The organism is Chitinophaga sp. S165 (assembly GCF_003182155.1).
GTDB lineage: Bacteria > Bacteroidota > Bacteroidia > Chitinophagales > Chitinophagaceae > Chitinophaga.
In genome coordinates, this window is sequence record NZ_QGTG01000002.1 from 1390658 (window position 1) to 1414507 (window position 23850).

Annotated in this window: 22 protein-coding genes; 19 read left to right on the forward strand and 3 right to left on the reverse strand. The window is 44.5% G+C overall.

The window, feature by feature from the left end:
* The first annotated feature begins 25 nt into the window (after nucleotides 1-25).
* Together C7475_RS13950 and C7475_RS13955 are read left to right on the forward strand one after the other, a co-directional pair.
* Complete coding sequence (locus C7475_RS13950) at nucleotides 26-1027, forward strand: hypothetical protein (RefSeq protein WP_110053941.1); 1002 nt, start codon at nucleotides 26-28, stop codon at nucleotides 1025-1027.
* Nucleotides 1028-1170: 143 nt separating this feature from the next.
* Entirely contained in the window at nucleotides 1171-1860 is a 690-nt protein-coding gene (locus C7475_RS13955) for a DUF2461 domain-containing protein (protein WP_110053942.1), read from the forward strand.
* Between the two features lie 48 nt (nucleotides 1861-1908).
* On the opposite strand, the gene C7475_RS13960 is transcribed toward C7475_RS13955, so the two are convergent.
* A complete protein-coding gene (locus C7475_RS13960) occupies nucleotides 1909-2946 on the reverse strand; it encodes a DUF6340 family protein (protein ID WP_110053943.1) in 1038 nt (345 codons plus the stop codon).
* Nucleotides 2947-3118: 172 nt separating this feature from the next.
* Between C7475_RS13960 and C7475_RS13965 the strand changes: the two genes are divergently transcribed.
* From C7475_RS13965 to C7475_RS14045, 17 genes are all read left to right on the forward strand, one after another.
* On the forward strand, nucleotides 3119-3418 hold the full coding sequence (locus tag C7475_RS13965) for a hypothetical protein (protein WP_110053944.1): 300 nt from the start codon (nucleotides 3119-3121) through the stop codon (nucleotides 3416-3418).
* Between the two features lie 72 nt (nucleotides 3419-3490).
* Entirely contained in the window at nucleotides 3491-4441 is a 951-nt protein-coding gene (locus C7475_RS13970) for an AraC family transcriptional regulator (protein ID WP_110053945.1), read from the forward strand.
* Nucleotides 4442-4535: 94 nt separating this feature from the next.
* Nucleotides 4536-5276, forward strand: a complete 741-nt coding sequence (locus C7475_RS13975; RefSeq protein ID WP_110053946.1) for an SDR family oxidoreductase — start codon at nucleotides 4536-4538, stop codon at nucleotides 5274-5276.
* A 66-nt stretch (nucleotides 5277-5342) separates the two neighbouring features.
* Entirely contained in the window at nucleotides 5343-6095 is a 753-nt protein-coding gene (locus tag C7475_RS13980; RefSeq protein ID WP_110053947.1) for an SDR family oxidoreductase, read from the forward strand.
* A 36-nt stretch (nucleotides 6096-6131) separates the two neighbouring features.
* Nucleotides 6132-6485: a hypothetical protein gene (locus C7475_RS13985; protein ID WP_110053948.1), complete on the forward strand. Its 354-nt coding sequence runs from the start codon at nucleotides 6132-6134 to the stop codon at nucleotides 6483-6485.
* A gap of 1 nt (nucleotide 6486) precedes the next feature.
* Nucleotides 6487-6885 (forward strand): hypothetical protein, encoded by a 399-nt coding sequence (locus tag C7475_RS13990; RefSeq protein WP_199236222.1) that lies wholly within the window; start codon nucleotides 6487-6489, stop codon nucleotides 6883-6885.
* A 321-nt stretch (nucleotides 6886-7206) separates the two neighbouring features.
* Complete coding sequence (locus C7475_RS13995; RefSeq protein ID WP_110053949.1) at nucleotides 7207-8205, forward strand: hypothetical protein; 999 nt, start codon at nucleotides 7207-7209, stop codon at nucleotides 8203-8205.
* 220 nt (nucleotides 8206-8425) lie between these two features.
* The gene (locus tag C7475_RS14000) at nucleotides 8426-10672 is read left to right on the forward strand and encodes a TonB-dependent receptor (protein WP_255412651.1); all 2247 of its coding nucleotides are present in this window, start codon (nucleotides 8426-8428) and stop codon (nucleotides 10670-10672) included.
* Between the two features lies 1 nt (nucleotide 10673).
* Complete coding sequence (locus tag C7475_RS14005) at nucleotides 10674-11132, forward strand: thioredoxin family protein (RefSeq protein ID WP_110053950.1); 459 nt, start codon at nucleotides 10674-10676, stop codon at nucleotides 11130-11132.
* Nucleotides 11133-11241: 109 nt separating this feature from the next.
* The gene (locus C7475_RS14010; protein WP_146217544.1) at nucleotides 11242-12501 is read left to right on the forward strand and encodes a styrene monooxygenase/indole monooxygenase family protein; all 1260 of its coding nucleotides are present in this window, start codon (nucleotides 11242-11244) and stop codon (nucleotides 12499-12501) included.
* A gap of 261 nt (nucleotides 12502-12762) precedes the next feature.
* Nucleotides 12763-14979, forward strand: coding sequence for a histidine kinase dimerization/phosphoacceptor domain -containing protein (locus C7475_RS14015; RefSeq protein ID WP_158286502.1), 2217 nt, complete (start codon nucleotides 12763-12765; stop codon nucleotides 14977-14979).
* 175 nt (nucleotides 14980-15154) lie between these two features.
* Entirely contained in the window at nucleotides 15155-16561 is a 1407-nt protein-coding gene (locus tag C7475_RS14020) for a sensor histidine kinase (protein WP_110053953.1), read from the forward strand.
* Entirely contained in the window at nucleotides 16554-18650 is a 2097-nt protein-coding gene (locus C7475_RS14025; RefSeq protein WP_110053954.1) for a tetratricopeptide repeat protein, read from the forward strand. The genes C7475_RS14020 and C7475_RS14025 overlap by 8 nt, the downstream gene beginning before the upstream one ends.
* Before the next feature lies 1 nt (nucleotide 18651).
* Nucleotides 18652-20091 carry a sigma-54 dependent transcriptional regulator gene (locus C7475_RS14030; protein ID WP_110053955.1) on the forward strand — a complete coding sequence of 480 codons (1440 nt, stop codon included), beginning with the start codon at nucleotides 18652-18654 and terminating at the stop codon, nucleotides 20089-20091.
* A gap of 508 nt (nucleotides 20092-20599) precedes the next feature.
* A complete protein-coding gene (locus tag C7475_RS14035; protein ID WP_110053956.1) occupies nucleotides 20600-21085 on the forward strand; it encodes a hypothetical protein in 486 nt (161 codons plus the stop codon).
* A gap of 26 nt (nucleotides 21086-21111) precedes the next feature.
* The gene (locus C7475_RS14040) at nucleotides 21112-21408 is read left to right on the forward strand and encodes a hypothetical protein (protein WP_110053957.1); all 297 of its coding nucleotides are present in this window, start codon (nucleotides 21112-21114) and stop codon (nucleotides 21406-21408) included.
* Between the two features lie 158 nt (nucleotides 21409-21566).
* Nucleotides 21567-21932, forward strand: a complete 366-nt coding sequence (locus C7475_RS14045) for a hypothetical protein (RefSeq protein WP_146217545.1) — start codon at nucleotides 21567-21569, stop codon at nucleotides 21930-21932.
* Here C7475_RS14045 and C7475_RS14050 read toward each other — a convergent pair whose 3' ends face one another.
* Both C7475_RS14050 and C7475_RS14055 read right to left on the reverse strand, forming a co-directional pair.
* The gene (locus C7475_RS14050; protein WP_233259851.1) at nucleotides 21933-23000 is read right to left on the reverse strand and encodes an ATP-grasp domain-containing protein; all 1068 of its coding nucleotides are present in this window, start codon (nucleotides 22998-23000) and stop codon (nucleotides 21933-21935) included.
* Between the two features lie 72 nt (nucleotides 23001-23072).
* A complete protein-coding gene (locus C7475_RS14055; RefSeq protein WP_110053959.1) occupies nucleotides 23073-23825 on the reverse strand; it encodes a hypothetical protein in 753 nt (250 codons plus the stop codon).
* Between the last annotated feature and the right edge of the window lie 25 nt (nucleotides 23826-23850).

The following is a 23850-nucleotide window of genomic DNA, read 5'->3' on the forward strand; positions in this document are numbered from 1 at the left end:
TCAATAACAAAAAAAAGAAGTAATCATGATCCCTCAACAGTCGTCGTTAGACGTTCAGGTTCCACCGGGATGGATCGGTGGATTCGCTCAATCAAATCCCGAATTTGCTTATCCAGATCCGAATCTTTCATCGTTACCTATGTTAGATAACATGGATAACATTGATCTGCTAAAGCGGCAGCAGGGAGTGGAATGGCCAGAATTCAGCTGGGAAACCGAAATGGGGAAACCCGATCCAAAGCGTTGTTTTGTGATGTTCTCACCTTACATTTCAAGGATAGGATATGACGATTTCGGAAGGGTATATTCTATCATCTGTCCACAGCAGGGTACCTATATCCCTGAGATTGGTACGCTGAATGTAGAGGTTACTGTTACAGGACAAAGAGGATGGGTGGACGAGCCAAACAGAGTGTATAATCTTGCTGCCGATATGACCGTTGAAGGTAAGATCTGGTTTAGCCCTACTGCGAACGAAAGCACCTTAGGTAAAATAATCTGGGCTTTCTTCAACAAGAACGGTTTGCCTTTTCCTTCGAGCAAGGCAAATGCTATCAGGGTTACCACGCATGAGTATCAAAACCCGGATCAACCTATCTTCCCGGTAAGAAGAGGAGAATCCACATTGTTTAAGAGCCCTGAATTTGCCAAACATCCGGAAGCATGGGGTATTGGGAATGTGGAAGTGCAGATCGGGCCTATCCAAAAGACTAATAATGGCATTGTCGATGACTTTAACAGGCTGGTAATGGAACTTTTCAACCTCAGTTCCGGCAATATGTTGCAGACAGGCAATCTGTTGTCATGGAACGTCTGGTTCAAAGAGCCCGGATTGGTGAATACTGAGGAATGGAGGACGCATGCGGAGAGATGGCGTGAATCTATCGATGTGGAACATAAAAGCCCCACTGGCCCCGGAACAATTCCGAGGTTCTTCGATGGCACGCCTTTTAATCCGGTTAAAGAGTTGATAGACGAGAAGATCAAAGAAATTATCGATTGGTTAATACACCATTTTATAAAGTAAATGACATCCGTTTATAGCGCTGCAAAGAGACTCCGAACCAGGGGCTCTTTTGCTTTTCCGGTAGTTAGCCATTTGCTCTCATCTGCGACGGGGCCGTATAGCTGTTATGTAGTATCTTTGCCGGGTTATTTAAACCGGATATTATGGCGAAGCAGGCATTATCACTTTCATCAGGCTTTGATTTTTTGAACAAACTTGGAAAGAACAATAACAGGGAATGGTTTAACGCACACAAGGATACCTACCTGGCGGAGTTAGCTGTTGTAGAGAATTTTGCAGAGGCGTTACTTCAGGCGCTTAATACACATGACGAAATAGAAACACTGTCCGGTAAAAAAAGCTTGTTCCGTATTTACAGAGATACCCGCTTCTCGAACGATAAAACCCCTTATAAGACGCATTGGAGCGGAAGCTTCAAACGCGCTACCAAACGTCGCAGGGGAGGATATTATTTCCATATTGAACCGGGGAATAGTTTTATTGCGGGTGGTTTCTGGGCTCCCAGTACAGAAGACCTCAAGCGGGTCAGGGAGGATATTGCATTTGACGCTGAACCGCTGAGAAAGATACTGAAAGCGAAGTCCTTTGTTGCGACATTCGGCGAACTGAAAGGTGAACAGCTAAAGACAGCTCCTAAAGGTTTTGAGGCTGATCATGAGGCGATCGACCTGTTACGTTACAAACAATTTTTACTCAGGAGGGATTTCCCGGATGAATTGGTGCTGAGCGGTGACTTCCTTAAAGAAGCGAATCAGACATTTAGGAACATGCGCCCGTTTTTCGATTATATGAGCGATGTGTTGACGACGGATATTAACGGAGAAGCATTGTAGTAAAAAAGGCAGACCTATGGGAAGTAGAATTCCCATAGGTCTGTGATTTTAACTTTGCTGTTGATATTTCAGCACACTGTTATTTTCTTTCCTGTTTTTAAGGATGTTAACGTATCGTAGCGCCAGTTTATTGTTATAGTTTTCATAAGCCTTCTGTGCCCACTCAATAGCCTTATCCAACTCACCGTTTATTTCACAGATGATAGCCATGTTATAACATGCCCTGCCGGCAATTTTGCTGCTGGAGGAAGTGGTTTCCTTCTTCCATAATTCTGCCGCCCCATTCCAGTTGCCCGTTTGTGCCTTACGTTTAGCAGTACTGAAATTATCCGTTCCTTTCACATAATAGTCGCGGGTCACCCTGATCCAATAAGGGATTAATCTGAATGCATAATCCTGGCCGGTTTTCCTGCTTACATCGAGTATGGCTTCTTTTCGGTTGATAATCGCACCTGCGGCAGCTACCGGATTGATACCCTTTCCGGTGAATGTAACGTCTTTGGTAATGGGGTATTCGTCCAATATTACCTTCTCTGCCGGATCATAGATCCTCCAGCCTGTTTTTACCGTTGTAAGCATATTGGCGTGGTGCTCAATGCCAGGGATATTACCCAGCGGCGTTTTCAATGATACCGGAACGGCAGCATAGCTGACTTTAGAATCGGTATCAAATAATTCAAGGGAAAACAATGCGTCTACACGTTTTTCCCGGCAGATCTTTTCGACCACATCCCAGGTTAATGGAGCGGGGAATTGGCCCGGAACGTTTGTTCGCAGGTCAATACTATTGAAAGCCGTAACATTATTGAACCGGTTGTTTTTGATCAGTTCATCAGCAAGACCAATAACGCCTGCCTGAGAGGCCTGTCTATCGAGGCTATCGCCTTCTACGGTCAGTACTTTGTCAATGATGTCCAGTGCCTTGTTTTTGTCAGCAACGCTGCTTCTGTTAACGATCCCCACGTTTTTGATGCCAGGAGATATCGTCACCGGCGCCGGTTGTTGAACACTGATGTAGACCAGATTTGTAGAACTACAGGAATAGAGTGCGACCGAAGTCACAATGATAGTGAACAGTTTTTTCATAGATAGGTAATTTCTCCCGAACGTTAATTGATTGATATTAAAATGTTGATTGCCCGTTTACGATTGTTGATATGGCATTTTTGCCAAGATAGTAATAAATATTAGAATATGTATGTGGTCTGTTGTCACGTTTTCCCCGGCTCAACTGTCTATATATAAAGTGATATAAAACATGATAACAGTAAAAGTAACTTACACGGTAAAATCGGGCTTTAAGGACCAGAACCTGGCGAACATCCGGACTTTTATGGAAGACTTCCGCCAACTGCCGGCCGACTTCCAATATAACGTCTACAACACAGGCAATACATTCATTCATCTGTCCCATTATAAAAATGAACAGGTGCAGGCTGCCACACTCAATACGCTTTCCTTTAGGACATTCCAGCAACGACGGGATGAAAGCGGGCTGGAAGTCCATCCTCAGATCGAGGTCCTGGAGCTGGCTGCCGGCACAATGGAGGTGCTATGATGATTTCGGGCTAAGTGTTACAACGGAGCGCAAACCTTTGTAACTTTAGCCCGATCTAATCTCCTCCATACCATGACGAAGCAAAAACAAACAGAAAAGCCGCTCGTTTTTAACAGTCTGATCGAGAATTATGAATACCTGGGATTACCGGTGGACCTTATTGACCCTAAAAATGACTTTACGATCCATAAGCTGAAGGACATTCACGGGGAGGAAATACCTTATAAATCCCCCGTATACAGGGCTAATTTTTACTCTTTTCTGTTTGTGAAAGATGGGGAGGGAAGATATACAACAGATGATCTGGAGTTCTGCACGCGCCCCCGGACGATCTATTTTACTAACCCTGGACACTATAAGTCTTTCGAATGGCTTTGTTTAAAGGAAGTGTACCTGGTAACGATGAGCGAGTCTTTTCTGAAGGAGAATGTCCACGCTAATATATTTGAGGAATTCCCATTCCTGCTGGCAGAAACAGTGCCTGCACGGGTACTGGAACCGGAAGTATTTGCCGAATTCGAGCCGCTGTACCTGCAGATATATAAAGAGTATTTTTCAAACTCTCCCTATAAGAATAAAATGATAGGGAACCTGTTCGTAGTATTATTACTAAAGATCAAAGAATACTTCTGGGAAGATTACAACCCGATCTACGAGGGAAACAGAAGCTCCCAGATCGTTAAGAACTTTAAAAGGACCCTTGAAAAACACTATCGTGAATTAAGCACTGGCAAAGCGAAACGCGTTTTCCGTTCCCAGGATTACGCCAATGAACAGAACCTGCATCCTAACTATCTTAATAACGTGATAAAGGCAAAAACCGGCAAATCTGTTAGTACCTGGATCATTGATAAAACGATTACCGAAGCAAAGTCTTTATTACAGAATTCTGCCACTCCCATCAAGCAGATCGCTGACCAGCTGGGGTTTGCGGAGTCTGCGCATTTCAGTAACTATTTTAAAAAATATACAGACACCACACCGGTTCTATACAGAAAACAGCTCGGAACAGGAGTATCTTAGATATTTACAACTAATAGTGTAATTCTTGCAATTTTAGGGCGTGTTTATGTTCCATCTTTGTTATGTCAACAACGACAAACAAAAACAACGAAACATGAACACGCTAACAAACAAAGTAATCTTAGTAACAGGCGCATCAAGAGGGATCGGCGCTGCAATTGCCCGTAAAATTTCATCAGAAGGAGCAAAGGTGATCATCAACTACGCGGGCGGCAAAGAGGCTGCAGATGGAGTTGTAGCTGAACTGAAAGCAAAAGGTGGAGACGCGATCGCCATCCAGGCGGATGTAAGCAAGAGCGATGATGTGAGAAACCTGTTTGATGCAGCTATTGCACATTATGGCAGGATCGACGTACTGATCAACAATGCCGGTATCATGATCCTGAAAACGATCAAAGATACTACTGATGAAGACTTTCAACGTCAGTTCGATATTAATGTAAGAGGTACGTTTAATACTCTCCGTGAGGCTTCTACGAAGCTGGCCGATAAAGGAACTATCATCAACTTTTCCACTACTGTGAACCGCGTGATGGTGCCTACTTATGCAACTTACGTGGCTACAAAATCAGCCGTAGAACAATTAACCCGTGTATTCTCCAAAGAAATGGGCGCCAGAGGTATCAATGTGAACTCTGTTTCTCCTGGCCCGACAAACACCGATCTGTTTATAAAAGGAAAACCACAGGAAGTGATAGATCGCCTGGCAGCGATGGCGTCTTTCGGCCGCCTCGGTGAACCAGAGGAAATTGCAGAAGTGGTTTCATTCCTGGCAAGCGACGCCGCTAAATGGGTGACCGGACAGAATATAGGCGTAAATGGTGGTATGGCCTAATCGACAATAACAATATCTAATAAGAACAGTGAACAATAAACATAACAAATAAATAAAGTGTCAATCATGAATAACTTAAAGAATAAAGTAGCAGTAATCACAGGATCAGCCAGAGGTTTAGGTAAAGCAATCGCAGAACGTTATGCAGCAATGGGCGCAGACATCGTAATTAACTATTCAAGGGATAAAGCATCCGCAGAAGAAGTTGTAAGCAACATCAAAGCAATGGGCGCTAATGTGATCGCAGTACAGGCAGACGTAAGTAAGGTAAAAGAGATCGAACGTCTGTTTGAAGAAGCAAAAGCAGCTTTCGGAAAGATTGATATCGTAGTGGCTAATGCAGGTATAGAAATGGTAGAAACCCCGGTGTTGGAATTTACAGAAGAACAGTTTGACCGTCTTTTTTCTATTAATACCAAAGGTGCTTACTTCACCATGCAGCAGGCTGCTAAACATGTAGAAGATAACGGACGTATCCTTTACATCGCTTCCAGCACAACTTCTTTCCCGGTGAAAGGTATGGCTGTATATGGTGGTAGCAAGACCACTCCACGTTATTTGGTAGACATCCTGTCAAAAGAGATCGGTTACAGAGGTGTTACTGTGAACTCCATTATTCCTTTCGCAGTAGATCATTCCGGTATCTTCGTGGATCCTGAAGCATATCCTGAACTGAGAAAACAATTGCTGGACAGCTGTCCAATGGGTAGGCTGGCTGAAGTAGAAGACGTAGCCAACATTGCAGAATTCTTTGCAAGCGATCTGTCTTCATTCGTTTCCGGTCAGCACCTCCTGGTTAACGGTGGAGCTACCAACTAAGACTTCGCCAGCCATTTAATTCAAAAAATAGCCGCTATGTTCGTCAAAATAATAAGTACAGCGTTAGTCGTGGTAATAGTGTTTATGGGTATAAAGCAGGGATGGGCCATGATCTCCGGTAAACCGGAAATGGCACAGATGCTGGGCCGCTTTCACTTCAACAGACAGGCTGTATTGATCAATGGAATTGTGACGTTGTTAAGTGCTATGCTGATCTTATTCCCCAGAACTTTTATAGCGGGAAACTTCCTCATGGCCGCGGCTATTTTACTGATCTTATGTTTGCAGTTATCTTTAAAAGATCTCAAAGGAGCTGCCATAGAACTGCCCTTCCTTCTGATGAACCTTGCTGCAATTTTTCTTCAGCACCCACTAGCTAAAACCAACTAAAATGAAGACTATCATTTATGCAATGGCAATAATGATATGCGCATTGACAGCTAAAGGACAAAGTAAATACGATAAAATGAACAATGATAAACTTACCAATGCAACGGTTAAAAAGGCGATCGACGCACTGCAAACAGCAGATAGTAAAGCGTGGTTCAGCTTATTTACTGCAGATGCAGCGTTGTATGATGATGGTAATAGGATGAATTTCAAAAGTTTCTTCGAGAAGGCACTGGGACATGAACGTTTCACCAGTATTGACAAAGTAGAGAACAATGGGCTGGACATCTATGGAAAATTCCACAGTGATCAGTGGGGAGATTTCAAGACCTATTTCAAATTCCATATAAATGCAGATGGGAAGATTAACAGGCTAGACATCGGACAGGCCAGTTATTAGATCTTCTAACGGCTACCCAAGCCTAACCTCCTCCATAAAACAAAATTCTGGAAAGCATCCTGTAAAGGGTGCTTTTCTTTTTAGCTTATGCAACGAGGACGTTGTTTGCCTTGTAAAGTTATCATGAAAGTGTGTTCGCCGGACTTATGTCAGGGAGGGTAATGGCGGTTGCCGGTACCCCGGTGAAATAACCGGCAGTAAAAAAAGCAGGCGCCAAAGGCACATTCATCCCGGGGATTTCTTTTTTTTGTGTAAATTAATGGGGCCAACTGAATTGTTACCCGCAGCAGCAGAGGGTTCGATGATAAGCTTAGAAACGATATGAGAAAAATACTATTTATCCTACTGATTCCATTCACCGCATTTGCGCAACACGTTGTTATTACAGGGAAAGTACCGGATTGCCCGGATAGTATGGACGTATTCGTCTACAAGCCGATCGGGACGTTTTTTAATTCAAGCTATAAACAAAGCGCCGGAAAGGTGGGCAACCATGAGTTTACACTGAAGGTGCCCATGACCACAGCGGGTTTCATCACTATCGAAAACAAGTACGTAAAATCGGTTCTATACGTAGAACCTGGCGATTCTGTTGATATTGGCATCAGCCGGGAAGGTAGCGCGGGCAAAAAGATCTATTCCGGGAGCAATGCCGCCGGACATGAAATGTTCAATAACGATACGCCACTTTCCAGTGACCGGTTAAGCAGTGCAATGGAATACGTTCTGGACACTGCAAAAACTGTCAATGGTGCCCTATGGGGCATGCGGTCCACCCTGTTCAGCCTGAAAGCACCTTTACTGGTTTACCTTCGAAAAGGCCAGATCTCCGTCGGTTTCTATGAAAATATGGTCACCACCCTGGAAAGCCGGCTTGTGTACTATCTGCTGAACGGCGCCGGTAAACGTCTGGACAGTCCCAATGAAAGGAAGAATAAAGCCCTGAACGACAAAGAACTGAAACAGCTTGTACAGGATGCCAGCGACCTGTTCGATCCCTTCGATGCCAAGTATGTTTCCAGCCCCGGCGTGGAACTACTGATCGCAAAAAAATGCTACCTCATCAAAAAAGGATATGTCAGAGGTGGGGCCAGCGCTGCCAGCATTGACTTCTGGCGTCACTTTGATGAACCATACAGGCTGTATGCCTATGCTCCGGTTAACTTGCATGAAATGGTGGCCGGCAATGAATTCCTGACACATATACCTGGCCGCCCGTCCGCGAGCGGTGAACAGGCTGACCTGTTTAATTATTTTAAGACCAACTTCCCTAAGAGCGTTTATATACCTGTAGTAGAGGAATTACTAGACCGGAAATAACGCAACTCCCTTTAAATTACTTACTGTTACCGGTATTTTATACCGGTATGGATTGATATTCAATATGCTTTCCTGAAAATTTACCAGATTATTAACATAAGGAGCGAAAGTTTCTGAATTAATAATTAGATTTGTCTAAAATAATAATTTAGACAAGACTAAATAATATTCTGAAATGATCCGTACTTGTACTTTAATATATTTAAAAATATCTTTTATAATGTTTGTTGTCTGTCTGGCGCTGGCGCCGGAAGCGACGGCACAATCATCCACAGGAACTATCAGCGGATATGTGCTGTCTGACGGGCAACCGGTATACCTTGCCAACGTATACCTGGCTGAAAATAAAGCTGGCTCCGCAACAGATTCTACCGGTTATTTCAGGTTGATCAATGTAAAAGCGGGAACTTATACATTGCGCTCCTCCGCTACAGGTTTCACCCCCTTCTCCCGGAAAGTGACCGTCACTGCTAGTGGGAAGGTATCCCTCCAGATCAGGCTACAGCCCGATGTGACCAAACTCAATGACGTAGTGGTTACCGGTACCCTTAAGCCTGTTAGCAGGGCAGAAAGCCCTGTGCCTGTGGAAGTGTACACCCCTAAATATTTTCAGAAAAATCCTTCCCCATCTCTGTTTGAATCTATCGGTATGGTGAATGGTGTAAGGCCACAGTTGAACTGTAATGTGTGTAATACCGGAGATATCCACATTAACGGGATGGAAGGGGCATATACTATGATCCTCATAGACGGTATGCCCATCGTAAGTGCTTTGTCTACCGTGTATGGTCTGAGCGGTATTCCTATGAGCATGGTGGAACGCATAGAAGTAGTGAAAGGTCCTGGTTCCTCTTTATATGGTTCGGAAGCAATGGGTGGACTCGTGAATGTGATCACAAAGAACCCGCTGAATGCTCCCATTATTAGTGCGGACGTATTTGGTACTACCTGGGGAGAGCTGAATGTAGATGCTGCCATGAAGTTGAAAGCAGGTAATGCATCGGGGTTGTTTGGATTAAGCTATTTCAATTATCAACAGCCCAAAGACAACAACGGAGATGGGTTCACTGATCTCACCATACAACACCGTATTTCTCTTTTTAATAAATGGGCCTTCCGTCGCAAGGAAAACCGGCAAGCCAGTATCGCCGCCAGGTATGTATACGAGGACCGCTGGGGTGGCGATATGCGTTGGAACAAGACCTGGCGCGGCAGCGACAGTATCTACGGGGAAAGCATTTATACCAAAAGGATAGAACTGATCGGTATGTACCAGCTTCCTGTAAAAGAAAAGATCATGCTGCAGTACTCTTATAACAGGCATGAACAGAACTCTTACTACGGAAGAAATCCTTTTATGGCTACGCAACATGTTGGATTCGCGCAGCTTTACTGGGATAAACAACTGGGAAAAAAGCATAACCTGCTAACAGGTGCTTCTTACCGTTATACCTGGTATGACGACAATACTCCTGGTACGCTTTCGGAAGATGGAAAGGTCAACATTCCTGCTAAGACGCCATTACCCGGCGTGTTTGTACAGGATGAATGGTCGTTTGCCGAGAAACATAAATTCTTACTGGGTTACCGCTATGATCATGACAAAAACCACGGTAGTATCCATTCTCCACGTATCGCTTACAAGTGGACGCCTGATGTGAATAACACCCTCAGGGCAAGCTTCGGTACCGGCTTCCGTGTAGTGAACCTGTTTACAGAAGATCATGCTGCACTGACCGGCTCCCGTCAGGTGGTGATAACTGAAGCATTAAAGCCTGAGAAGTCTTACAACGGTAACCTGAACTATGTGTTGAAGATACCGATGGATAATGCTTTCATTAACCTGGATGCGACAGGTTTCTATTCTTACTTCACGAATAAGATCAATGGCGATTTCGATCAGGACCCTAATAAGATCATCTATGATAATCTCCGGGGGCATGCGGTATCACAGGGCGTTTCACTGAATATGGACGCCACCTTTGCCTTCCCACTGAAAGTCCTGGGAGGGCTTACCTATATGGATGTTTACCAGGTTGATGAAAATGAAGCGGGCATTCCACAGAAAAGCCGGCAGGTGTTCGCTCCCGAGTGGGCTGGCACATTTACTATCAGCTATAGTCTGCCCGCCGGCTTTGGCATTGATCTGACAGGAAACTGGAATGGCCCTATGCGTTTGCCAATACAACCGAAAGATTTCAGACCTGAATATTCTCCGTGGTTCCTGTTGGCGAATGCACAGGTCACAAAGAAGTTTGCCAAAGGCTGGGAGGTATATGGAGGTGTGAAAAACCTACTGAACTATGTACCTAAGTATGCTTTAATAAGGCCCTTTGATCCCTTTGATAAATATGTGAACGATCCGGTGAATAATCCTAATGGATACACATTCGATACGGAATACAACTACGCACCTTTACAAGGCATCAGAGGATTTCTGGGAGTGAGATATAACCTGTATAAATAACATGATACGGAGGATTTTCATATACGTGATATATTCCATACTGGTAGCAACACCGGTCCTTGCTCAACAGGGACCGGTTTTCTCCTTTGTTCATTTGCAGGATAGTATGGCCGTACATCCGAAGCCTATTGTTATTAAGATCTATACCGACTGGTGCAGCTATTGTAAAATGCAGGATGTGCAGATCAGGCGTTCGCCTGCCTTACAGCAATTGCTTTCTGAAAAGTATTACTATGTTACCCTGAATGCTGAAAGCCGTCAGCCTATTGTGTTTAACGATACCACTTATTCCTTTATACCTTATGGCGCACAGGGACTACATGCACTTGCAGCAAAGCTGATGCAACATCAGGCGGCATATCCCGCATGGGTGGTGCTGGATACGTCTTATCAGCTAAAGGCCTTCTATCCCGGTATGTTGAAAGACAAATCGTTACTTGCATTGCTCCGCAATTATTAAAATACATCCCCGCTTTAGGTGAGTGCTTTGACCTTGTATGGTGATTTATTGTACATGAAATCTTGCTGACCTTTGTACCATATTCATCAACCCCCTAAAAGCATTTGACGTGAATAAAATAGCAATAGTTGGCGCGGGACAAGCAGGGCTTCAATTGGGCTTTGCATTATTAGCCGAAGGGTATCGGGTGACAATATTCACAGATAAGACCTCCGAAGAAGTTTTAAACGGACCTACTCTTCCTGTAGCAATTCAATATTTTCCCTCATTACAATATGAGCAGGACCTCCGGCTCAATTTCTGGTATTCTCATGATGCTGCTAAGCTGGATATGTGCATCTTCAATATGTTCAATGCCACCGGTACTCCGCTGTTCAATATCAGCGCCCGGCTGAATAAGGCGCCGCAGGTGGTGGACCTCCGGCTGAAATATGCAATCTGGATGAAAGAGTTTGAAAAAAGAGGCGGTCAGCTGATCATCCAGCCTGGTACAATTGAATTATTGGAGCAATGCACTTCCGTATACGATGCAGTATTTGTGACCACCGGGAAAGGAGCAATGGGTCAACTGTTTGAAAAGGATGTGGAAAGATCGGTGCTGAGCAGACCACAACGCCATCTCACCATGTTCTTTGTGAAGAATTGCCATGTGGTGCCCGGCCTGGACAAAGATGTACGCATCAACAACATGAACGCAATTGAAGATGCAGGTGAATGTATCTTCTATAATTTTCTGCATAAGGACCATGGCCGGGTAAATGTGTTGCTGGTGGAAGCAATTCCGGGAGGTGTGCTGGACCTGTCCTCCAATAAAGCATCTGTAAGGGAACAATTCGAATATATCAGAGACGTTCTCCGGGATCTCTGCGCTGATGTATACGATAAGATCAGGTATGCCGAACTGCTGGAAGGTGAACTGTTAAAAGGTGCTGTCACACCTTATGTTAAAAAGCCAGTGGGTAAACTGCCTTCCGGAAGAGTGGTCATGGCGTTGGGAGATGCACTGGCAGTATATGATCCGCTTGCTGCACAGGGATTGAATGCAGCCTCCAAAGCGGCGCACTATGTAGCTACCCGGATCATTGAGAATGACGGCCGGCCGTTTAATGAAGCGTGGATCAACGATGTGTTCGGAGAATACTGGAAAACGGCCAGACACAGTTACCAGATCGCCAATGCCATGATCTGTGGCCTGCTGCCGCACCAGCAAATGGCATTTTACGCGGCATCGCAGATACCGGGTATTGCATCAGATATCATGAACAATGCAGGGCAGCTGGAGAAGATCGCCCATTGGTTCAATGACCCCGGACAAACCATGGTGTACCTCTGTCAAAAGGGATTCGTCATGGATGAAAGCCTGGTATAATATTATTATAAGCAACCATCATAAGCAATAGGTTCCAACAAGCCCTCCTTTTCAGGAGGGCTTAGCTTTTATTGTTATAAGCGTAAAAACAACAATTGCTATTTTATCGAATCTATTGTACATATTATCGAATAGAAAGAATTATTAAAAACAATATCGGATTATTGTAACTGCCTACAACTGCAGGGACAAAAAATAATTCGACTTATGTATAGGCTATCGCTGGTCCTCCATATTGTGCTTATGGGCATACTACCATGTATGGGCCAGACTGAAACTTCTATCCCTGCATTACAGCGTCAGCTGCTGAAAGCTTCTACAGACAGAGAGATGATCAGCATACTACTGCAATTGGGTAATGCATACGTAGATAGGGAAGATGAACATCCGGCTGACCTGGACAGCGGACTATTGTATATAGATCGTGCTGCCGGAATGGGCGCCGCTATGAAAAATCCTCACTGGGAAGCCCGTTGTTATTATAGTTACTCGAAGGTTTACCGCGAAAAAGGAATGTTACAGGAAGGTCAGACTGCTATCGTGAAAGCCAGGAAGATCTTAACATCAGCCAACCTGCCCCGGGACCTCGGTGACGTATTGATGGAGAATGGCAATTATTACTCAGTTGATATAGAAGAGCAGTTGAAGGAGAAGATCAGGTTGTATGAGGAGGCTGTCACCCAATACCATAAGGCAGGCGCTATAGGGGATGAGGCATTTGCACTGAGAATGGTGGGCGACTGCTATCACTGCTGGGGAAAGTTCGACGAGGCACTGGCCATTTTACACAAATCGCTCGCCCTCTATAAAGAGAGCGGGCGAAAAGACCTGCAGGGACTCTATGACCTGTTGGGTATCATCGCTACATCTACCGGCGATTACAGCCTGGGTATGACCTATGGGCTGATGGCTATCAGAACGGCGGAAGAACTGCATGACAGCAGCCTGCAGCTTTGTACCATCTACAACAGGTTGGGAATTACACATTTCCAGCTGGGAGACTATAAACAGGCGCTTGACTATTCCCGCAAAGGACTGAAAATAGCTTGCCGTTACAAAGACACCGCCTCTATCCTTATCATCAGTACGAATGTTGTCGGCACATATCTTAAAACCGGAAAGCCTCAGGAAGCACTCGCACTATTGAACCATATCGTTTCTATATATAAACAGCCCATCTTTAAAGACCAGCTTTGGATCACCGCCAACATGGTGAGATGTTATGTTGAAATGAAGGAATATGAGAAAGCAAAAGCATTCATCCCCCGTTTGCAGACCTTCTCGCGGCAGATGTCGGCCTATAATTATTATCAAACCCTGATCTACGATGCATTGATCGCATACTACCTTTCTACCATGCAATATGGGACCGCTTCCTATTATTGCTCATTACAGTCCGAGGTATGTAAAAAGATAGGGCTGGTCAATGTACTGTCTAATAACTATTTGCGCTGGTTCAGGGCCGATTCTGCATTGAAGAACTATCCAGCGGCTATCAAACATTACCAGGAATATAAAATAATGAACGATTCGTTGTTTCACGTTACGAAAGCAAGTCAGATTGCCAGATTACAGGTCCAGTACGACATAGATAAAAAAGACAAAGATATCAGGTTGAAACAGCAGAACATTGAGCTGCTTACCCGGCAGGGATTATTGCAGCAGTCTGCGTTGCAACAGGCCAGGTTAACCCGGAATGTGATCATTTCGGGTACTGTGTTATTATTGCTGGTGTTGGTATTGGGCTTTAACCGTTATCAGCTGAAACAACAGAGTAATAAACAACTGAAACAAAAGCAGGAAGAGATCTATAAACAGAACCTTTCGCTACAGGAGCTGATCACCACACAGGATAAATTACTGGAAGAAAAGGAATGGTTAGTAAAAGAGATCCATCACCGGGTGAAGAATAACCTGCAAATTGTTATGAGCCTGCTAAATACCCAGGCGTCATATCTGCATGACGCAGATGCCCTGGAAGCGATCAGTGAAAGCAAACATCGTATGCAGGCCATTTCCCTGATCCACCAGAAACTGTATCAGTCAGAAAATATGGCGCTGATAGATATGCAGACTTATACCCGTGAACTGGTAGGCTATCTGAAAGACAGTTTTGAAGACGTACAGCCTGATATTTATTTTGATCTGCAGATCGCACAAGTGAATCTGGATGTCTCTCAGGCCGTGCCTGTCGGGCTCATTCTTAATGAGGCGCTTACCAATGCGATCAAGTATGCATTCAGCAGGGATGAATCGGGAACTATCGTGGTGTCACTGCAATACGCGTTGGATACCCAGCTAGTACTTACTGTTTCTGATAACGGGCAGGGCTTCCCGCCGGGATTTGACGTACGCACACAGGGGACGATGGGAACCCGGTTGATGGAAACACTTGCGGAGCAACTGGAAGGTACCATCACGATCCGCGAAGAACAGGGCGTATCAGTTATAGTGTCATTTAAACAGCAAATAGGGTAGTGACGTTGAGACATTGCCTAAACGTAAAAAATGTTGTATTTTTCCTGTGCCTCAGGTAATCACCGCCATCTTTGAAATACCGTACTAGCCAACCGTCCCAATGTCAGGTAGAGAGCAATATGAGCAAATAGCAGAAATCAGGGAATCTAATAGAGATGTATAAAATAATTAACTTATGAATAGGCTACTGTCGTTTTCCTATTGTATGATCGGTTGCTTGTTTCAGTGTTTTGCACAGGAACGCATATGGCCATCAAGAATAGCGTCACAGCAGCTTGGGAAAGGTGGGCCAGATGTAGCAGATTATGGTTTGTTGTGGAATGGGGCCAGCCATAATTTGTTTTTTGTTGGTGCAGGAAGCAACGGTGCTGATAGTATTTCCGTATATACAGAATTGATCAGGTATCATCTGAAAAAAAAACAATATCATAAAGTGCAGCAATACGCTGCTGCTCTATGTACGATCGCAGAAAGGGAAAGACAGCTGACAGTTCTGGCGCAAAGTTATGGATACTGGTTTAAGGCCGATTCTGCAACAGGGAAGTACCAGGAAGCCATAAAACATTATCAGTTATTTAAGACGTTCAATGATTCGGTATTCCGGATAACTAAACGCCGGCAGCTTAATCAGCTGGAGATCCAGTTTGAAACAGAACAGAAAGATCATGTGCTGAAAATGAAACAGCAGAACATTGAACTGCTGACACGGGAAGCTCAGCTACAGGATGCAAAGCTACAAAGGGCCTGGTTTATCAGGAATGTGATCATCAGTGGTGCAGGCATGTTGGTGGTGTTATTGCTGTTGGGTTATAACCGTTATCAACTAAAGTTGCGCAGTAACCGGCAAATGAAGCAGCAACAGGAAGAGATCTACAAGCAGAATCTTTTTCTGGAAGAACTGATCAGTACACAAGATAAATTGCTGGGAGAAAAAGAATGGCTACTGAAAGAGATCCATCACAGGGTAAAAAATAATCTTCAGATCGTCATGAGCCTGTTGAATACTCAGGCAGCTTTTCTGGACGATAAAGATGCCCTGAACGCCATCAGGGAAAGCAGATGCCGGATGCAGGCCATTTCCCTGATCCACCAGAAGCTGTACCAATCTGAGAATATGGCGCTGATAGATATGCAAACCTATATCCATGATCTGGTGTTATATCTTAAGGAGGGATTCTCCGGTATGAACAGGATACATTTCGACCTGAAGGTGGCGCCTGTAAAACTGGATGTATCTCAGTCAGTGCCGGTGGGGCTGATACTGAATGAAGCCGTAACCAATGCAATAAAATATGCCTTCACGGGAAATGGAACTATCCTCGTTTCGTTGCAGCAGACAGGCGATCAGCAGCTGACGCTTGTTATTGCGGATAACGGAAAAGGTTTCCCGGCCGGTATTGGAGATGCCCGTAAAAGGTCGATGGGCATGACATTGATAAATACATTAAGCGAACAATTGGAGGGAACATTGAACATACATAGCCACAACGGTGTAATAGTTACAGTCAACTTTAAATACCAGGAAAAACAAGCTTTTACCGGACCGGTAGAATTTGAGGAGGGAATCACGGACTATGCCTGAAAAATATAGGGACCATACTGACAAGTACTGTAAAAGGGTACTGCGGCTCTATTTTATGATCTTATGTCTGTGGCCTACAGTTATAGTTGCGCAATTGACATCGCCCCTGTCATTTTCCCCCCGGCAGCAAGTGTTGTATCCTGTTCCCGAAGGAGTGGGAGACGCCTGGATGGAAAAGGCGAAGGGTTTTGACACCTACTCTGAAAATGAGCTGGTACAGAAAATTGCCTGTTATGAACTGGCCATTCCGCTGTATAAGATGGCCGCTAACCGTCTTAAACAAGCGATGGCATTGCAGATGCTGGGCGACTGCCATAACCACCAGGGCATGTTACCACCTGCCCTGTCAGAATTAGAAGAGGCGCTTACCATTTATAAAGAAGTGCAATATCCGGCACTTCAGGGAATCTATGATCTGTTGGGAAATGTAAACAGCCAGATGGGCAATTATAAAACTGCCCTGAAAAATGGCTATATGGCGGTAAAGACCGCAGAGCTGCAACAGGACACGACACTGCAACTTTGTACTATCTACAACAGGCTGGGACTTACATTCTTCCATCTGGCAGAATATGCGCAGGCACTGACATACTTTAAAAAATCGCTGGAAGTAGCGAAAAAATGGAAGGATACAGCGTCTTTACTTACGTTAGTTCCAAATATTGCCAGTGCCTATCAACGACTCAATCAACCGGAAGAAGCTATTCATATATTGAAGGATATGGAAAAGCGGTATGACATTACGTCTGATGAAGATAAGATCACCCTTGCTGCAGGCTTATCCAACAGCTATGTCAGCATGGGGCGGTATGACGACGCTTATATCCAGGTAAAGCGGTTACAATCTCTGTCCAGGTCGTTCGGAGCTTCACATTATATGCAGGATGCGATATACAAGGCTTTAATAAGCTATTTCCAGGCAATTGAGGATTACAATAGCGTGAAACAGTATGGAATAGACTATGAAGGTTATTGCAAACAGGCAGGGTATACTTATGAGCTGCTGAACGACTACGGGTATCTTTTCCGGGCAGACTCCGCCCTGGGCAATTATCCTGCTGCGATTGACTATTACCAGCAATATAAAGTGCTGCAGGACTCCCTTTATAGTGAAGAAAAGACCAGAGAGATCGCACAGTTGCAGATGCAATATGATATGGAAAAAAAAGATCATGACCTGTTGTTGAAAGAGCAGAGCATCCAACTGCTGAAACGGCAGGGATTGCTGCAGAAGAGCGATCTGCAACGCGCCCGGCTGGAAGGGTATGTGATCATAGGAGGCACCACGACGTTGGCGATACTGCTGATACTCGGATACAACCGTTATCAGCTGAAACAGAACATTAACCGACAACTGAGAAGACAACAACAGGAAATTCATGAGCAGCACAATTCCCTGCATGTATTGCTCTACACCCAACGTAAACTGGTAGCGGAGAAGGACTGGCTGGTCAATGAGATCCATCATCGTGTAAGGGATAATCTCCAAATTATCATGCGGCTGCTGAATGCGCAGGCTGCACATCTGGACGATAAAAATGCGTTGGCCGCCATCCATGAAAGCCGGCATCGTATGCAGGCAATTTCACTCATTCACCAGAAATTATACTTATCAGGTAGTATGGCCATAGTAGATATGGATATATATATCAGGGAACTTGTTGCATATTTTAAAGATAGCCTTACCGGATTACAACAGATTTCTTTTGATTTGCAGATAGCAGATGTATACCTGGAAGTTTGCCAGGCAGTGCCGATAGGTTTGGTACTGAACGAAGCCATTACCAATTCATTTAAATACGCTTTCGCAAATGGAGGTAAGGGTGCTATAAGTGTTAACCTGCATTATGTGGCGGAAGACTATGTCCTGCTTGCTGTGAAAGATAACGGGAAAGGACTGCCTGCCGATTTTGAGAAAAGAAGACATGCTTCCATGGGCATTATCCTGATGGAAACATTAAGTGAGCAACTGGAAGGAGATTTATCAGTTAAAGATGAAAATGGGGTATCCGTTACCCTGATATTTAAGCCACAACATAACAGGGAAAAGCTTCCCGGCTTATTGAAATTAGTAAATAAAACCGCTTAGTATGGAAGAAAAGATCATGATCGTAGAAGATGAATTGATTGTCGCTGGTGATATACGGCTGACACTTGAGAGGGCTGGATATAAGGTATCCGGTGTAGCCCGTTCCGTGCTCAGAGCATTGGAGATCATCGAAACAGACAGACCTGACCTTGTATTACTGGATATTTATCTGAAAGGGGATCAGACAGGCATAGATCTGGCCGTTGAATTGAATAAGGCGAACATCCCCTTCGTATATCTCTCTGCTAATTGTAACCGCCAGGTGCTGGAGGCAGCAAAAGTAACGCAACCCTATGGCTTTATTGTGAAGCCATTCAGAGAGAAAGACCTGCTGGTAACACTGGATATAGCCCGTTATCGTTATGAGCACCGGCGTCAGTTGAAAGTGCAGCCCGAAGATGGTCAACAGGCAGAATCGCCCCGTATACCGGCATATCAGCCGGATAAAGTGGTGGAAGCGCAGCGTGATGCCCTTCCTCCTATTCCTAACTTCCAGGGCATTATAGGAAAAAGCGCGCCGATGTTACGTGTGTTTGAGCTGATCCGTCAGGTAGCCCCATTGGATACTTCCGTGCTGATATTAGGTGAAACAGGGACAGGTAAAGAGGGCGTGGCAAATTGTATACATACGTTGTCACCACGCAAGTCTAAGCCATTTGTCAAAGTAAACTGTGCGGCACTACCAACACACCTCATTGAATCAGAACTTTTCGGTCATGAGAAAGGTGCATTTACCGGCGCATTGGAGAAAAGGATCGGGAAGTTTGAAAGAGCAGATGGCGGTACTATTTTCCTGGATGAAATCGGAGATATGCCGGCAGATCTGCAGGTGAAATTATTGCGTGTTTTACAGGAAAAAGAAATAGAAAGGATTGGTGGGAATGGTCCATTGAAGGTCAATGTGCGCATCATTGCGGCTACCAACCGTAACCTGGAGAAGGAGATAGCAGAAGGGCGATTCCGGCTGGACCTGTATTACCGCCTGCATGTATTCCCGATCATCCTTTCAGCGCTGCGTGAACGAAGGGAAGATATCCCGTTACTGGTGTCTCACTTTATCCGTTTATATGGCGCGGCTACCGGAAAGCAGGTGGCAGAGATAGCGCCCATGGCATTGAAACAGCTGGAAGATTACTCCTGGCCGGGTAATGTGCGGGAACTGCAAAATCTGATAGAAAGAAGCGTGCTGCTGGCGCGTGAAAGCGTGATAAAAGAAGTGTCGCTGCCGGTAGCATCTAAAAAAGAAACGATCGTTGTAACCGACGAAACAGATATTAAAACGATCGTGGAATTGGAAAGGGAACATATACTTACGGTACTGAAAAAATGTAACCATAAGATATCCGGCCCGGGCGGGGCTGCTGAACTACTGAACCTGCCTCCATCAACACTGGCATCGAAGATGAAGAAACTTGGTATTGTGAAAAGACACACCTTATAATGTTCTCCATAAAAAATACAACAGAACAGGTGATTAGTCAATTGACTTTCAAGTGTTACGGAAGTAGTTTTGTAGAGCATTCAGCAAACAGTAAATAAACAGGGAACAACAGAAAGGAACAAGGTTTAGGTAAAGTTGATGAATAAGTGTTTTGCAAAGTGTGACGGGAGTCAAAATTAGTGGCTTATAAGGATAGTGAGCAATCTGTAGACGGTAGGCAATAGTTCATGGATGATAGCGCCCCGGAAATGAACAACAGCCCAAATTAACCATAGATAATAAAGCCAGGAAGTAAACCGGTGTTTTTACTATGGACTATGGTCTATCGACTATGGAGCGTTAAAGAACAGTGAGAGCTACGGTATTATTTCCAAAGTATATCCTTCCTTTTATTCATACAGTGGAGCTTGATTGTTAATGGCCGTTTCTCTCCAGGAACGGTCCTTTTTTTTTGGTTATGGCTGCTGTGGCAGTTCGTATATTTGTTCAGGCTCTTAATTGTGAATATATGGAAGACAAATCTATCATAGCTGACCAACTGAATGACCTGGAAGAATTAATGTTGCCCAAAAGAAGGACACTGTTAACCTGGTGGTTGAAAGTTTTCAGTTATATCTTTTTATTCATGGCGGTAATTGCCGTCGCATTATATCCCTTAATGTTTGTACTGGACACGAGTTATAACGTTTCCTTGTATGGACTGGAGAGTAACGATCGTACTTCTGTCATTACGCTGGCTGTGCTGGCGCTGTTCGTCTTAAAAGGGACCGCAGCTTATGGATTGTTGTTTGAAAAGGACTGGGCGATAGAAGCAGGATTGATCGATGCCGCAGCGGGCATCATCGTATGCCTGTTTGTTGGGGGGTACGCGATGTTCAGTAGGGGCGCCTTTATAGCTTCATTCAGACTGGAGCTTATTTTCCTGGTCATATACCTGCTGAAGCTATTGAAAATACAGCCAATGTGGAAGAAAAGCCGGGTAAGTACCAATTAGATTATTCATCATTCAAAATATTAAACATGGAATACCATTACGACACCGTCTCAAATGCTATCAATTCCCTGAAACGCCAGGGTTATACAGTCGATTTTAACCTGGAAGGAAACTACCTCGTAAATGGAGGCGACAAAATAGGGGTAAATGAATTCAGCATTGTTGATGTGTACCGTTATGAAGGCGATACAGACCCGTCTGATGAAGCGGCAGTTTATGCCATCGAATCGACCAATGGGATGAAAGGCGTATTGGTAACGGCATATGGTGCGTCCGCAGAAGCGTTTACGGATGAGATGCTGGAAAAACTGAAAGTCAGGTAATCCCCGTGCGTGGTTATCTGTAGACACCGTGGCGACCATCCGGAAAGAATAGTGATACTATTTTGATGTTTTGTTTGCCGTTGTGTTCCATTTTTATTTCAGATAGTATTAATATGTGTATTGGTGTAATATTTGAAAAACAATGTTATCCAATACACATGTACGAAATTCTGAAAATAAGAGCGCAGCTGGAGACAATGCAGTATAGTAATACCGCCAGTCTTTTCGAACTGAGAATGGCATTAATGAATGCCGGAACTTTGTTAACCTCCAGGCATCTCGCTAATCAGCGGGTAGACAGAAATCCTGTAGTGTCTGTTCTTTTGTTGCGCATCTTCCGCAACATCCGGGAGTATTATCATGTACTTGAAACAACGAAAGAATTACACGAGTTGGTCTTCAACAATATAAGGGACCTCACTGTAGCAGATCTCCTCGGGTTATACAAAGAGCTTAGAAAGCAGAAAACAAAAGTTTTCTCATTGCCGCAGAAAGAATCATTCACGCTTGGCTTAGCACGGTAGTTATAAACGCCATTGCTGACGCAGCATATTCACCAGCAGGTCTGAGAAGCTCCATCCTATTCTCCGTGCAGCTAACGCAGATAAACTGTCCTGGTCCTGCCTGTGCGGACGGGTAGCTCCGGTCATATTAGGCTTCATATTCAGGTCAAACAGGAAATAGTCTCCCTGCTCATCCTGCCGGCAATCTATTCTTACAGGCGCCTTTGCTCCTACCAGTGCGGCCGCAGATTCACATTGTTTACAAAGGGTAACAAGTTTTTGTGATTTTAACCGGACATCGTCCAGTACCCTGCTGTTATTGACCACGGCAACAGTCCCGTTATAGGGAGCAATACCATCCTGATGATTAAACCGCTCTACCGCCGGCAAGCTCCAGTAATTGATCTTTTCCTGGCAGACGTCGTTGATCACATATTTACCGGGCGGCATTACTGTAATGGTCACTTCCTGTCCTGACAGAAATTTTTCTACATAAACGGCACTGCCATATTTATCTTCATCAAACATCTCTTCCAATATAGCATCCAGTTCGTCCTGTGTGAACGCCACCCTGACGCCTTCACTGCCTCTGCCGCGTATAGGTTTGGCCACTACGGGAAAGGGAAAGGCCAGCTGGTAATCGTACAGGTTATCTTTGCTGATCAGCACTGCGGGTGGAATAGGCAGGTTATTTTTCTGCAACAGTTTGTTGGTCGTCCATTTATCGTCATAGAGATCGGTATTACGTGGCAGTTGTCCAACTGCAGCAATACCTTTTTTCAGAAAAGCTTCTACCGGATGACCGTTATATAAAATTGTATTCAGCCATAATACCTGCGCTCCTTTGGCCAGTGCGTGTAATATGCCGGATTCTGTGTCGGGAAAAACCCAATCAAGGTCAATGGCAAGTTGCGGATGGATCACGGGTGTACTTACAGGCACTTGTTGTTCGCGTAGTGCATAGGCAATATCTGCCCCACTGTCTGAGTAGCCGCCTGGTTTCATGGGTTTGAGAATACCATTCCGGGCAGGCGGTTGCTGCGCCTGATAGAGGAGGGCTACGGGGGTACCGGTTATTGACATGGTCATCTTTTTCAAACGTGTTTATACTGTGAATGTATAAAATTTTACATTCACCTGGCAGCAGTGGAAGCTGTCGTATCAGGGTTGCGTCAGTCTTCTTGCCAGTCGTTCATACCTGGCCGGTTGTACAAATACCAGGCTATTATGATCGCTGTACCGGACCAGCCGTTCCTTGATATCAGTGCTCATCAGCACTTTGTTCAGTAATAGGTAAATGGCGTTATTATCGGGCATGCACCCCTTTGTATTGGTGAATGTAACGGTGTGAAGGGTGTTATTCAGTTTAGCGTAGATAGTATACTTGGTTTCAAAGGTGGAGATCTGTTTGAAGCCATAACAGATCTCCAGTTTGATATGATTGTCGGCCAGGATCCCCTTCATGGCTGTAATGATCAGATCACTATAGTTAACGGGTTCGGCTATACATTCGTCAGACAGTGATGCGAATACCTTGTTGTGTTCCAGCACTGCTATTTCCGGTGAAGCCGCAGTACTTTTCAGATATTCCCCGGGAGCAACCAGTTCTTTTTTGAAGGTCTCCATATCGTTTGCAATACGGATGTATTCCTGTATTGTATACTTTGAACGCAATACAGGCGTTGCGTCATGATCCTTTGCAATGATAGTTCTGCTGCTGGCCAATATCTGCTGTGGCCATGTTTTCGCTATATTAAGCTTTAATACATGAAACTCCGCCTCTGTAACCGGATGACTGGTATACTTATAGTTACCGATATCTACATTGATCTTCAGATCGAAGTTCTTATTGGCAGTGTGCCTGTTGCATTGAAAGCTTAATAGGGCAAGCAGAAATAAGAAGGTCTGTTTCATAGGATATATGGCTGACTGCAAGATA

Excerpts from the sequence above, each read along its gene's own strand:
- C7475_RS13950 (WP_110053941.1), top strand. The coding sequence starts at position 26 with ATGATCCCTCAACAGTCGTCGTTAGACGTTCAGGTTCCACCGGGATGG.
- C7475_RS13955 (WP_110053942.1), top strand. The coding sequence starts at position 1,171 with ATGGCGAAGCAGGCATTATCACTTTCATCAGGCTTTGATTTTTTGAAC.
- C7475_RS13960 (WP_110053943.1), bottom strand. The coding sequence starts at position 2,946 with ATGAAAAAACTGTTCACTATCATTGTGACTTCGGTCGCACTCTATTCC.
- C7475_RS13965 (WP_110053944.1), top strand. The coding sequence starts at position 3,119 with ATGATAACAGTAAAAGTAACTTACACGGTAAAATCGGGCTTTAAGGAC.
- C7475_RS13970 (WP_110053945.1), top strand. The coding sequence starts at position 3,491 with ATGACGAAGCAAAAACAAACAGAAAAGCCGCTCGTTTTTAACAGTCTG.
- C7475_RS13975 (WP_110053946.1), top strand. The coding sequence starts at position 4,536 with ATGAACACGCTAACAAACAAAGTAATCTTAGTAACAGGCGCATCAAGA.
- C7475_RS13980 (WP_110053947.1), top strand. The coding sequence starts at position 5,343 with ATGAATAACTTAAAGAATAAAGTAGCAGTAATCACAGGATCAGCCAGA.
- C7475_RS13985 (WP_110053948.1), top strand. The coding sequence starts at position 6,132 with ATGTTCGTCAAAATAATAAGTACAGCGTTAGTCGTGGTAATAGTGTTT.
- C7475_RS13990 (WP_199236222.1), top strand. The coding sequence starts at position 6,487 with ATGAAGACTATCATTTATGCAATGGCAATAATGATATGCGCATTGACA.
- C7475_RS13995 (WP_110053949.1), top strand. The coding sequence starts at position 7,207 with ATGAGAAAAATACTATTTATCCTACTGATTCCATTCACCGCATTTGCG.
- C7475_RS14000 (WP_255412651.1), top strand. The coding sequence starts at position 8,426 with ATGTTTGTTGTCTGTCTGGCGCTGGCGCCGGAAGCGACGGCACAATCA.
- C7475_RS14005 (WP_110053950.1), top strand. The coding sequence starts at position 10,674 with ATGATACGGAGGATTTTCATATACGTGATATATTCCATACTGGTAGCA.
- C7475_RS14015 (WP_158286502.1), top strand. The coding sequence starts at position 12,763 with ATGGGCCAGACTGAAACTTCTATCCCTGCATTACAGCGTCAGCTGCTG.
- C7475_RS14020 (WP_110053953.1), top strand. The coding sequence starts at position 15,155 with ATGAATAGGCTACTGTCGTTTTCCTATTGTATGATCGGTTGCTTGTTT.
- C7475_RS14025 (WP_110053954.1), top strand. The coding sequence starts at position 16,554 with ATGCCTGAAAAATATAGGGACCATACTGACAAGTACTGTAAAAGGGTA.
- C7475_RS14030 (WP_110053955.1), top strand. The coding sequence starts at position 18,652 with ATGGAAGAAAAGATCATGATCGTAGAAGATGAATTGATTGTCGCTGGT.
- C7475_RS14035 (WP_110053956.1), top strand. The coding sequence starts at position 20,600 with ATGGAAGACAAATCTATCATAGCTGACCAACTGAATGACCTGGAAGAA.
- C7475_RS14040 (WP_110053957.1), top strand. The coding sequence starts at position 21,112 with ATGGAATACCATTACGACACCGTCTCAAATGCTATCAATTCCCTGAAA.
- C7475_RS14045 (WP_146217545.1), top strand. The coding sequence starts at position 21,567 with ATGTACGAAATTCTGAAAATAAGAGCGCAGCTGGAGACAATGCAGTAT.
- C7475_RS14050 (WP_233259851.1), bottom strand. The coding sequence starts at position 23,000 with ATGACCATGTCAATAACCGGTACCCCCGTAGCCCTCCTCTATCAGGCG.
- C7475_RS14055 (WP_110053959.1), bottom strand. The coding sequence starts at position 23,825 with ATGAAACAGACCTTCTTATTTCTGCTTGCCCTATTAAGCTTTCAATGC.